Origin of the sequence: Gemella cuniculi DSM 15828, assembly GCF_000425665.1 — a bacterium.
Classification (GTDB): domain Bacteria; phylum Bacillota; class Bacilli; order Staphylococcales; family Gemellaceae; genus Gemella; species Gemella cuniculi.
This window is the reverse complement of the sequence record NZ_KE384436.1, coordinates 40,902-53,346: the sequence shown is the minus strand read 5'-3', so window position 1 is coordinate 53,346 and position 12,445 is coordinate 40,902. Positions and strand designations below refer to the sequence as shown.

8 protein-coding genes are annotated in these 12,445 nt (G+C 29.1%); 1 reads left to right on the top strand and 7 read right to left on the bottom strand.

The window, feature by feature from the left end; genetic code table 11:
• Window positions 1-342 precede the first annotated feature (342 nt).
• The 4 genes from H612_RS0108830 to folP form a co-directional block, all read right to left on the bottom strand.
• On the bottom strand, window positions 343-924 hold the full coding sequence (locus tag H612_RS0108830) for a sugar O-acetyltransferase (protein ID WP_245570479.1): 582 nt from the start codon (window positions 922-924) through the stop codon (window positions 343-345).
• A 122-nt stretch (window positions 925-1,046) separates the two neighbouring features.
• The gene (locus tag H612_RS0108825) at window positions 1,047-3,911 is read right to left on the bottom strand and encodes a DEAD/DEAH box helicase (RefSeq protein WP_245570478.1); all 2,865 of its coding nucleotides are present in this window, start codon (window positions 3,909-3,911) and stop codon (window positions 1,047-1,049) included.
• 137 nt (window positions 3,912-4,048) lie between these two features.
• Entirely contained in the window at window positions 4,049-4,888 is an 840-nt protein-coding gene (locus H612_RS0108820) for an SDR family oxidoreductase (RefSeq protein WP_027131097.1), read from the bottom strand.
• Window positions 4,889-5,045: 157 nt separating this feature from the next.
• Entirely contained in the window at window positions 5,046-5,849 is an 804-nt protein-coding gene (folP, locus tag H612_RS0108815) for a dihydropteroate synthase (RefSeq protein ID WP_027131096.1), read from the bottom strand.
• Between the two features lie 930 nt (window positions 5,850-6,779).
• Here folP and H612_RS0108810 point away from each other — a divergent pair.
• Window positions 6,780-8,213 carry a bifunctional folylpolyglutamate synthase/dihydrofolate synthase gene (locus H612_RS0108810; protein ID WP_027131095.1) on the top strand — a complete coding sequence of 478 codons (1,434 nt, stop codon included), beginning with the start codon at window positions 6,780-6,782 and terminating at the stop codon, window positions 8,211-8,213.
• A gap of 98 nt (window positions 8,214-8,311) precedes the next feature.
• On the opposite strand, the gene H612_RS0108805 is transcribed toward H612_RS0108810, so the two are convergent.
• The 3 genes from H612_RS0108805 to H612_RS0108795 all read right to left on the bottom strand — a co-directional run bounded on the left by H612_RS0108805 (window position 8,312) and on the right by H612_RS0108795 (window position 12,280).
• Complete coding sequence (locus tag H612_RS0108805; RefSeq protein WP_027131094.1) at window positions 8,312-9,481, bottom strand: multidrug effflux MFS transporter; 1,170 nt, start codon at window positions 9,479-9,481, stop codon at window positions 8,312-8,314.
• Between the two features lie 323 nt (window positions 9,482-9,804).
• Complete coding sequence (locus tag H612_RS0108800; protein ID WP_027131093.1) at window positions 9,805-10,575, bottom strand: Cof-type HAD-IIB family hydrolase; 771 nt, start codon at window positions 10,573-10,575, stop codon at window positions 9,805-9,807.
• A gap of 4 nt (window positions 10,576-10,579) precedes the next feature.
• Entirely contained in the window at window positions 10,580-12,280 is a 1,701-nt protein-coding gene (locus H612_RS0108795) for a PTS transporter subunit EIIC (RefSeq protein WP_027131092.1), read from the bottom strand.
• Between the last annotated feature and the right edge of the window lie 165 nt (window positions 12,281-12,445).

The window sequence follows — 12,445 nt, the reverse complement described above, 5'->3', positions numbered from 1 at the left end:
TCCTGCTAACCCTAGACTTGCTCTTATCGATGACATGGCTGACATTATGGAAGCTGCTTGGTTCGGTTATGATCAAAAGAAATTTGTGGAAAATAGCAGAAAATAATAAATACTCTATTCATTAGAACATCAAACTCACCCTTCCTTCTTAAATTATGAATAGTGAAAAAGACCTTACTCCTGAACTAGGAGTAAGGTCTTTTAATTTTATAATTCAAGTAATTTATAGCCATTTTCATTAAATTATAAAATTTTTATTACTAAACAACTTCCTTATTATATTATGTAGCTTTTCTATTATAATAATTAAAAAATTTTCATATCAGCTTTAACTAACTTTTATCATTCTGTATCATTTTCAATTTTTTTAATCACTTTAGCCGGAACACCTCCAACAATAACATTATCGGGAATATTTTTTGTTATTACTGCACCTGCTGCTACTATTACATTATTCCCTATCTTTACTCCTGGTAGAATAGTTACATTTGCTCCTATCCAAACATCATCACCAATCTTAACTGGTTTAGCCACGCCAAGATGTTTTCTTCTACCACTAGGACTTTCAGGATGATTAACCGTAGTAATAAGTACATTAGGTGCAATCATCACATAATCTCCGATATGTACAGGTGCAACATCTAAAATAGTGACATTATAATTAGCAAGAAAATTTTTTCCCACATGAATATTTTTTCCATTGTCACAGTTAAACATTGGTAAAACTGATGAATTCTCACCCACCGAACCAAATAATTCTTGTAATGCTATTTCTCTATTTTTCTTATCTAATATACTTATTGAATTTAGTTTTTCACAGCGTTCTATTGCCCTTGTTTTTCTTTCATTAACCTCCTTATCCCAAAAATCATATTCAAGTCCCGCATCTAATTTTTCTAACTCTGTCATTTTATTTTTATCCATATTAATACTATTCTCCTTATATAACCCTTTTTTCATTTACATACTATTTTATTCATATTTTGAATACAACTAACTTTTAATCACTTTATCTACTAATCCGTTAACTTTTTCAAATTCATACTTTACACCTTATCTCTTGTAAAATATTCATACATATCTTCTCTCAAAGGAGTAAGTATTTTATAGAAGAATTGAATTACCGTATCTCCACTTCGCTCCCTATGAACTAATTTTGGTACATCCACCGTCCTCATTTCCCCTAAGAAATAAAATATTCTTGCCCCATCTTTGTCATCCTTATTTTTTCTCATAAACAAGTATATTTTAGTATCATCTTTGTAAAAATATTCACATTCTTTCGAAGATAAATTTCGACGTGGTTTTGACATTGATGTAAAATGATTATCCGGCAAAAATCCATGTGTATAATCTCTATTAAATGAATTTTCATCAATATCATAATTTATAAACACTGGTAAGGTTTTTGTGTACTCATCATATTTATAACCACCTATTGCTAACGGAACATAATTTATCCCCCATGAAAAAAGTTTGCAGATATCTTCAAAACTGTATTTTTCATAAAGAACAAAATTAGTATCTTTGTACAATCTATTCTTATAGTTTTTATTATATCTATAGATTCCATAATTAACCAATTCTGTTATTAATTTTCTAAAAATATCTGATTCAAGTTCTTCTTCAAATTTTTTTGAAATTTTTAGTTCATCTACCTCTTCTAAAAATATACAATCACTAAATTTTTTCTTTGTTACACTGCTAGTTACAAAATTATTAGTCAAAATTTTACAACTAACCTCATATTCATGGTCTGCAATGAATTTATTATATTCCTCAAGCATAGTTTCTCTGAAATCTGATTCTATATTTTTAGAATTGTTTAGAATTAGTTTTAATATTTGAAGTTCCTCAATTTTTTTGCTAAGTATTAAGTTAGTTGACACAAAATTTAACATATTCGCCGCTGTTTTAGTTATCTCTTGATTTTTATAATCTTTATCTTTTTTAATTAAAAAGTTATAATAACTCCCTGCCACTTCAAAAATTTTTCTTATATCAAGCGTATCTAAGTTTTCAAAATCATAGTAATTAGGAATTTTTCCCAGTTTATTTTTTAATTTATTATATTCATCTGTAATTAACAACCATGTATTTAATTTTGCATTATCTATCGCATTATAAATTTTTTGTTTAGAAATATTATCAAAATGAATTGTTGATGTTCCTGGAATATAACGCACCCCTTGTGAAAGAAATCTTCTTATATTGTCTTTCTCATAACTATTATCACCTGAAAGAGCAACAGGAATTAAAAAATTATTCTTATAATTAGCTATAAAATCTATTACTACGACAAAATCCTTATTGTTCGATTTTCTGAGTCCTCGTCCTAATTGTTGAATAAAAATTATTGAACTTTGTGTTGGCCTAAGCATTACCACTTGATTAATCTCCGGAATATCTACACCCTCATTAAAAATATCAACAGTAAAAATATAGTCTAAAATTTCTTCTCCACTATCTGTAACTAACTTTGAAATTTCCGCTTCACGTTTTTCTAAACTATCTTCCCCAGTTAAATAAGTCGTTTTAAAGCCTCTTATATTAAATTCTTCACTTAACACTTTAGCTTCTGCCTTTGATGAACAAAAAATAAGTCCCTTAACTCTAAAACCTGAATAACCATAATAAGTTACTTTATCAATAATATGTTTAACACGTTCACTTGAGATTAATCTGTTAAAGTCACTAAGTTCATCAAAACTTTCTCCATTAATTTCCAAATCACTCACTCCGAAATAATGAAACGGACAAAGAAGATTTTCCTCTAAAGCTTCTTTTAATCTCACTTCGTAAACAATATTATTATCAAAAAGTTTATAGATATTAAATCCATCTGTTCTATCAGGACTTGCTGTCATTCCTAAAAAAAATTGTGGCTTAAAATAATTCATGACTTTTAAGTAACTTTTTGCTCCCGCTCTATGAACTTCATCAATTATAACCTCATCAAAATAAGTTTCCTTAAAACTATTTAACACCTCATCTTTAGAAATAGTCTGAATTGTTGCAAAAATAAAATCTGCAGCTACTTCTTTACTATTTCCACTAAGAATACCATAACTTCTAGTAGTACCAAAAATCATCTCAAAAGATTCGAGCGTTTTTTTGGCAATTTGTTCCCTATGAACAACAAATAAAATTTTCTTTGCACCTACACTTTTCATTGCAAAACCTGCAGCAAAAGTTTTTCCAGTTCCTGTTGCCGAAATAAGCAATGCTTTATTATTACTTTCTCGTAGTTTTTTAAAATTTTCTATAAAATTCTTCTGCATCTTATTAGGAGTTATTTCCTTGGAAATGACCTGTGAAACTGAAGTTCCTTTATCACTACTTTTCAAAATAAACTCGGATAAATATTTTTCTTTTATTAAACTGTACTCTTCCGCCTCTTGCCATATTTTAGAAAACTCCTCTAAAATATTAGAAGTAAAGTCAGGGTTATCTTCTACAAAAGCATTCCATTCTTTATTAGTTGTTAACGCCGATATTGTTAAGTTAGAACTCCCTAATAACACTTGCCAGCGACTACCTTGTCTAAATAAGTACCCCTTCGTATGAAACCCTAAGTTACTTTTTTCACAATCATAAATTCTAAGTTCTATATTTTTAAACTCACTTATCTTCTCAAGAACTTTTGGAGTATTAAAATATAAATAATTAGTTGTTAATATCTTCCCACAAATATTTTTTTCTTCTAAATTTTTTAAAGTTTGCAGTAGACTCGTTAGCCCACTATCCGAAATAAACGCCACACTAAAAATAAACTCATCACAAATTGATAATCCCGTCTCTATAGTACTAAGAACTTTTTTGGCATTTAAGTGATCATTATAAATAAACGTATTTTTCATCATATCACCCATTAAAATTTCATAAATTTTAAACATTCCTTTATAGTACATACATTACTCTTAATATGCTCTAGAGTAAAGTTGTATCAACTCTTTAATTATACCATGCTAGCTAAATTTTTTCACTAAAACAAGGTGTACCTATATTTTTAAGAAAGGTATGTACACCCTGTTTTATATTTTATTCATTATTCTTTTATATAGTCCTCTAATAGTTCTTCTAAACTTGTTGAACTTCTTCCTAAAACTCGTTCAATATCTAGTGATACTCCACTTTGCTCACCATTTTTTATCGCTGTATATGTACTTACCCATGAATCATATTCCCATTTTTCAGCTTCCCATATTTTTCTTGATTTATATGCTTCTTCTTCTGTTTCATCAATATAAGGAATATCTTTTCCTACTCTTTTACCTACTATTTCTACTATTTCCCTCATAGATAAGTCTTTAGGTCCTGTTAAATTTAGAGTTTGATTTTTGTAGTTTTCACTATTTAACATTACCTCTACAACCATATCCGAGGCATCACGACGTGCAACTGCCGACACTACTCCAACTCCTGCTGGACCACGAAGCTCACCATATTCCAAACATAGATCAATAAAAAAATCTAGATAAAAATTATCTCTTAAAAATGTATAGCTAAGTCCTTGCTCTTCTATATATTTTTCTGTTTTTGCATGATCACGTGACAAGGTAAACGTCGCATCTTCTTTATTATTATAAAATGAAATATAGACAATATGCTCCACTCCTGTTATTTTCGCAGCATCTATAAAAGATTTATGTTCTTCTGTACGATGTGGATTTTCTTTTGCTGAAACCATTAAAAGTGTCTTAACCCCTTCTAAAGCCATGCGACTTTCTTCGCTATTTTCGTAACTTGCTTTTCTCAACTTTGCTGTTGGATATTTTTTGGCTTTTTCCGGACTTCTTGCTATATGGACTGCATGAATTCCTTTTTCAGCAAGCACCTTTGCAACTCTTCCACCTAATTTCCCTGTTACACCTGTTATTCCTATCATAATACCCTTATCTCCTTTTTATTTTCTCTCTACATAGTTTTTATTATTCAGTTATTAACACTTCGAAAAAATTTATAATTTTCAATTATCTATTTATAAAAATAATAAATACTCATTTTTAGCATAATTTCGAATAAGTAAAAATTTTTCCGTTATATTATCCGCTTAAAATTTCATAAGTTTTAAGCATTTCATGCATAATGCTTACATTGTGCACACGCACCATTTTCGCTCCACGTTTAACAGCCTCTAGTGACAATGTAGCGCTGACTATATCTCTTTCTTTCGGACTAGTATTTCCACCTAATATATAATCCGTTGTCCTCTTTCTACTAACTGCATATAAAATTTCACAACCTAAAGAATTTAAAAGCTCAAGTTTACGAGTTATTTCTAAATTCGCAAGTGCCGTTTTTCCGAATCCCATGCCAGGATCAACAATAATATTATCTTTTTTCACACCTGCACGAAGACAAATATCAACACTTTCACTAAGTTCATAAACCACTTGCTCTATTTCACGATTTTCTTCTACTCCACCGTTGTGCATAACTATAATCGGTACGTTGTATTTTGCTGCAACTTCTGCCATATTACTACCTTTTGCACCATTAACATCATTTAAAATATCAACACCTTCATTTATCATATATTCTGCGACAACAGGTTTATATGTATCAATACTAAAGCAAATTTCTGGAAATTCTTTTCTTAAAATTGGAAAAATACTTTTTAATCTATTAAGTTCATCTTCTTCTGAGACAACAACCGAACCAGGACGAGTAGATTCTGCTCCAATATCAATAATATCTGCTCCTTCTTCTATCATCTTTCTAACAGCTAACACTGCACTTTCTTTATCAAAAAAATCACCCCCATCAGAAAAAGAATCTGGAGTAAAATTCAAAATTCCCATTATTAAATATTTTTTTTCATCTAAAAGTTTTCTTAATTTATTCATATAACACCTTTATTAAATTTAAAATTTTATATCAAACTGTATGTCCTTGAATACAATTTAGTATCTTTATTTAATTATATCATTTTATAAAACTCTTTGCTTGAAAAAATTGTTTTAGTAAATTATAAAAACAATAAAAAAAAAGACTTTCTCGCAAAACTATAAGCATAATTCTGCATAAAAGAACTTTTAAGGAATGTCTAAGTAGCCTAAATAAATCCATTTATTATTTTTTCTTTTAGTTGAGGTGAATAGTAGCCGTTTTTACCTTTGATTAATATCTTTTATTGAGCTAACCTAATCATAATTCTATTTTACTTTTAATTATATTATACAGTTTTGATAATTTTTTGTAACCATATCCTTTTTGCCTTAATCTATATATATTTATTTTTACTTGTTAATTTAATTCCATAACTTAGCAAAATTATGAGATTATTTTCAATGTATTCACTCTCTAATTTATTATAATCTTAAAATAAAAACTCCGAGAAAATCAAGTAAAAACTTGAAAATATCAAATTTTTAGGTTAGGTACATCCTTTTATTATACATTAAAAATAGATTTTATAAAAAAGGAGAAAGGCTCATCAAAAGATGAGCCTTTATTTATGAAAAAAATATTATTAACAGTGAGATCCTAAATTCTCTACCTCTCTTATAGGCATTAAAACTTAAGTTTCTCTTGCATACTTCCCGCTATACCCCTCTATGTCCACACATAAGAGGTTCTAGCGATATTGTCTTGCTTATTATTGTATAGTATTTACCTTATACAAAGTTAAAGTTCTAGAAAATTTCAAATTAAAATATAAATAATTATTAACTTTTTCTATTTCTCATACTACTCCAAATTAAAACTTATAATTACCTTTACTTTTTCATTCTCATGTTATAAAATTAAATGTATAAAATTAATATGGAGTTTTTATGGATTTGAAATACAAATTAAAATTTGAAGATTTTTTGAAAAAAAATAATATAAAAGATAAAAATAATATTTTAGAACTTTTTGATAGATTTAAACCTAATGATCTTATAGTACACTTAGAATCCTTACCACAAGATGATCTTACTTCCTATGCGTTAGAGTGTGTATGTGAAGAACTTCTTATTACCTCTTCTTATAAAATAGAGCGCACTGGAATGAAACTAGGTCTTCACAGAATGAAAAAAATACTAAAACTTTTTAACAATCCTGAAAAAAATTTAAAGGTTATTCATATTGCTGGTACTAATGGAAAAGGCTCTACTTCGTCATATTTAAAAGATGTATTAAAAACTAAATATCGTGTTGGACTCTATTCTAGTCCAGGCATGATTAGCTTTAACGATCGTATTCGTATTAATGATGATTTTATTTCTTATAGAGAAGCTTTCAAACTATTCAAACTTGTTCAAAAAACTTATTTTGAAAACAATTCTGATTCAACCGATAATCTATCTTTTTTCGAGGTTATCACCGTTGTTGCCCTTCTATATTTTAATAAAGAACAATGTGATTTTGTTATTATGGAAGTTGGTTTGGGGGGACAATTTGATGCTACTAACATTTTTAAAGAAAAACTATTATCTATAATTACCAAAATCGGACTGGATCACACTAATATTCTTGGACACACCTTAGAAAAAATTGCTTATGAAAAAGCCGGTATTATACAAGAAAATGATAATGTTATTATTTATCCAGCAAATAACAATGTCATAAAAGTTATAAAAGATATTTGTGAAGAAAAAAATGCAAAACTTGATATACTGGATGTAGAAAATATAACTATAGATTCTATTAACTCTCATGGCAATACTTTTAGTTTTAGAGGAGAAAAGTATTCTACAAAAATGATTGGTGAACATCAAATTTATAACTGCTCGTTGGCATTAGCCGCACTTTTTAATCTACGTGATAGAAATATTATCGAAATAACTAACAACGATATTCAAAATGCAATCTCCAAGTCGACTTGGGCAGGTCGACTTGAATGGATACGAGAAAATATTTTATTAGATGGTGCTCATAATAATGATGGAATCGATAGTCTAGTAAATTATTTAAATAAACAAACATTTCCTAAACTGAAAATTCTCCTAGGTATACTTTCTGATAAAGATTACAAAGATATGATAGAAAAGTTAAAAACTATCCCCGCAGAGTTTTTCATTACTAAAGTACCTATCGAAATAAAAGAATCCAATTTAGAGAATCTAATTTCTAGTTTTAATGACACAAAAATAGAAAACTTCGAAAATTACTCACAAGCACTAAAAAATTTAATCCCCAACTTAAAAGATGATGAAATACTCCTTATAACAGGATCTTTATATTTAATCTCTGCAACACGTAGTGAAATCTTAGAAAAATATTAATTGCATTAACAATCCCAAGAAAATTCTCTTGGGATTGTTGTTTAAAAAAGCAAATTCTCACATTTAAGTTTAAACCCTATAAATTTCTATTTTATGACTTATTCTTTAACAAACCAAACCATCAATGCCGATAAAAAAGTAAATACTGAAATAATTATTACCATAACACTAGGTGAACCATCTGAAAAAATCGCTAGTAAAATTGAAGAAATTATCCCACTACCATATTGCAAAGAACCAATTAGCGCAGCAGCAGAACCTGCAATAGTTCCGCGAACCCTATTTAATGCCGCAGCATTGCTACATGCCGCAATAATCCCATTCATACTAAAAATTAGAAACATAGGAATAATTATTCCTAAAATACCTCCAATATCTCCTACCCCACAGATTACTAATAATAACGAGATTAAAAATGCAAAACTAGTAGCGAATTTTAGCAAATTAACTATAGTAAATCTATTCAATAAAAATCTATTTAGAGAACTTACAATAACTAAACCTATTATGTTAATTCCAAATAAAAAACCATAATATTCAGGTTTTATATTAAAATAATTTATATAAATTTTTGAAGAATCTGTTATAAATGCATAAGCTGCAACATAAAAAAATGTAACACTTAATGTATATAGCATGAATTTTTTATGTGTAAGAAGCTCTATATAATGTCTAAAAGCAATATTCATAGATTCATGATGTCTATTTTCTTTTCTTAAAGTTTCCGGCAAAAATCTAACAGAAACTAACATAATTAATCCTATAAATGCTACTAGCCAAAAAATCAATCGCCATGAACCTATTTTTAAAAGTAGCCCACCTAACAACGGACCTACTATTGGTGCTATCGCCATTATTATCATTAAAGTTGATAACATTTTAGCAGCTTCTTTACTACTGTATAAATCCCTAACCATCGCTCGACTAAGCATAGGTCCAACACAAGCACCTAATGCCTGAATAATTCTTCCTATAAATAAACTACTCATATTAGGGCTAATTGCACAAATTATTGAGCCTAATATAAAGATTATTGTTCCTACGGTTAAGGGAATCTTTCTTCCGATTCTATCACTAATAACACCCCAAAATAATTGTGCAATCATAAAACCAATAAGAAAGCCTGTAATGGTAAATTCTACATTCCCTCCTAATTGTTTTTGTATAGTAGGCATAGCAGACAAATAAATATCTGTAGCAATAGATGAAAATGCCATAAATCCACCTAAAATAATTAAAAACAATATTGAATTCGTTGAATTTTTCATATTATCAATCCTCTTTTACTTTTTAATATGTATAAAGTATATACCTTAAAGTAAACTCCAAGTCAATATTTTTTATTGTAGATATCACATTAAAAAATTCTTAAACACTTTTCTTCTTAACAAATAAAAAATGAGCCTAAGAGGAAACTTTAGTTTCACTCTTAATAGCTCATCTTTAGAAATTTTTGTTGTGTAATTATAAAGGTAAAATACGTAAATTCATTATGAAATTTACTATATTTTATGAATTATAACCTCTTTTATGACAAACCAAAATTTAAATTTTTTGGTTTTTGTTGTTTTGAAAATAAATCTTTTATCTACTATTGTTTTAATTTCCCATATTTATTTTCAAAATGTTCTATTGCTTGTGCAAAGTTTTCTACTACATGAGTTGCTTCATCCTGAACTTCTTTTGGTGCTTTTTGCATACAATATGAAATATCAGAATTTTTGAACATAGCTACATCATTACCTGAATCACCCAAAGTTACTACATAATCATAACCATCTTTTATAAGATTAATTCCGCTAGCTTTGGAAGTTCCTTTTGCAGTTACTTCCAAACGTGTCGCACCAGATTTATAAATCTCAACACTAGAAAATAACTCTTTCATCTTCTCATAGTGTTTATTTAATTCTTCTCTGGAAGGTCTAACATTTATTTTATAAATTATTTTTCCTTCTAGTAATTTAAATGGGTTTTCTTCACAGATAAGTTTCATATTCCAAAGTCTATCTGTTTTTTCATGTTGAAAATTTCCTATCCTTTGCACACCATCTAATGCATCAAAAATAAGTTTATTCTCTTTCAAATATTTAAAAATTTTCTCTAAGGTTTCACTTGGAATAAACTTTTTAAATATTACAGAGTTTTGTTGTGTTACGACCGCTCCATTAAATCCTATCATATGTGTAACATCTAAATTATTACCTTGAGAAATATATTTGATTTCTTCAACAGAACGCCCAGTTGCAACGGAGAAATCTCCATATTTTTTGGCACTGTAATATGCATTCAAATCTTCTTCTGCTACTGATACTGAATCTTTAACGAAAGTACCATCTAAGTCTGTAACAAACAAATATTTCATAAACCTATTCCTCCATACCTAGCATATCTTGAATTTCCATTTTCAATACATTAGCGTGAGCCCCATAAATAGATTGCATTTGCATATCGCTTTCAGCAAATCCCATAGCTCCTAATTTTGTTGTTATAGTTTGTTGATCTACTAAACTTTTATCTTTTACATTTATTCTTAATCTTGTAATACAAGCATCCACTGCTTCAATATTATCAGGTCCACCATGTGCAGCAACTAAAGCTACAGCTTGTTTGTGAACTCCTTCTTTCGTTTTAGGTACAGTTTCCATAATTTCATCAGTTGATACTTCTTCTTTATTTTCTTTTGGAGTTTCTTTACCAATAGTTGCAATTTCTACCCCATATTTAGCACGCGCTTCATTTTTATTTGAAAGGCGAACTTCTTCTCCTTCTTCACGACCTGGTGTCTTAAGGTTAAACTTCACAATCATAAATCTAAATACAAAGTAGTAAATAAAGAAGTAAACTACACCAACAATTGGTACTAACCACCAAGAAGTTTTTGGTCCTTGAAGAACACCATAAATTATCCAGTTAATAAAACCATGTCCAGTCGGTGTTGCTACACCTGCTCCTAACATATGCATTGCAAATAATGCAGTACCTGCTAAAAATGCATGAACAATATATAAAATTGGTGCAACAAACAAGAATGTAAATTCTATTGGTTCTGTAATACCAGTTAAGAATGATGTCCCTGCTGCTGCGAATAATAATGAACCAACCATTTTACGTTTTTTAACATCAGCAGTTTTATACATTGCATAAGCTGCACCAGAAAGACCGAACATGAAGTAAACGAATTTACCACCATTAAATCTAGTAATACTTGGATCTACTTTTGTTACATTAGGATCAGCAAGTGATGTTAAGTACGCATTAATAGTACCCACTACACGTTCACCACCTATTGTCCACGCACCACCTAATTCTGTTGTACGAACTGGCCAGTTAAGTCCATGATGAAGACCAAATGGAAGCAATGCACGTTCTACTAATCCATAAAGGAACGTTCCTATCGGACCAGATTTAAGAATGAATACTGACAACATACTAATTCCTTTTTGAATTGGAGGCCAAATAAAGAATAATCCACTTGCAACTACCGCCATTATAACTATAGTCGCAATAGGTACAAATCTTGGTCCACTAAAGAATCCAACAACTGTTGGGAGTTGAACTTTTACCGCCCACTTATGAACGAAGTAAACAACAATACCAACGATAATACCACCAAACACACTTAAGTCCATAGTTTGAATACCAAGAACTTTTGTTTGCATTGCATTCGACAAAGCTAATTTTGCTTCTGAACTTGACATTTTTCCAGTATTAATTAACTTACCACTTTCTTTTAGTAGGAAATTCAATACATAATGTAAAACCATAAATCCTAATAAACCAGATAGAGCTGCCGAACCTTTTTCACGTTTAGCAAGACCTACCGCAACACCTACTGCAAAAATTATAGGTAAGTTATCAAATGCCGTATTACCTAAAGCAATAAGGAATTTCATAATAAACTGCACTACTGAATTATTTAATGCAGGAAACATTTTTAAAGTATTCGTATTACTAAATGCAGTACCAATACCTTTAATTATACCTGCACCAGGAAGCACAGATACTGGTAATAAGAAAGAACGTCCGAACTGCTCAAAAGCAGAAACGAATTTATTTTTTTTCTTCATTACTTTTTCTCCTTTTATTTTATTTTGTACCTATATTATAGCAGATTTGAAAACGATTTTTCTCATTTTGTATAAATTTTTCTATCATTGTAACTTTTTACTAAAAGAGTAATATTTTACTAAGTTGAATTATTCCCTATGTTATAACTTTTCTTTTCCATTTTT

Coding starts and splice junctions, on each gene's coding strand:
- H612_RS0108820 (WP_027131097.1), bottom strand. CDS start 4,888: ATGATAGGAATAACAGGTGTAACAGGGAAATTAGGTGGAAGAGTTGCA.
- H612_RS0108795 (WP_027131092.1), bottom strand. CDS start 12,280: ATGAAGAAAAAAAATAAATTCGTTTCTGCTTTTGAGCAGTTCGGACGT.
- H612_RS0108810 (WP_027131095.1), top strand. CDS start 6,780: ATGGATTTGAAATACAAATTAAAATTTGAAGATTTTTTGAAAAAAAAT.
- H612_RS0108825 (WP_245570478.1), bottom strand. CDS start 3,911: ATGTACTATAAAGGAATGTTTAAAATTTATGAAATTTTAATGGGTGAT.
- folP (WP_027131096.1), bottom strand. CDS start 5,849: ATGAATAAATTAAGAAAACTTTTAGATGAAAAAAAATATTTAATAATG.
- H612_RS0108805 (WP_027131094.1), bottom strand. CDS start 9,481: ATGAAAAATTCAACGAATTCAATATTGTTTTTAATTATTTTAGGTGGA.
- H612_RS0108800 (WP_027131093.1), bottom strand. CDS start 10,575: ATGAAATATTTGTTTGTTACAGACTTAGATGGTACTTTCGTTAAAGAT.
- H612_RS0108830 (WP_245570479.1), bottom strand. CDS start 924: ATGGATAAAAATAAAATGACAGAGTTAGAAAAATTAGATGCGGGACTT.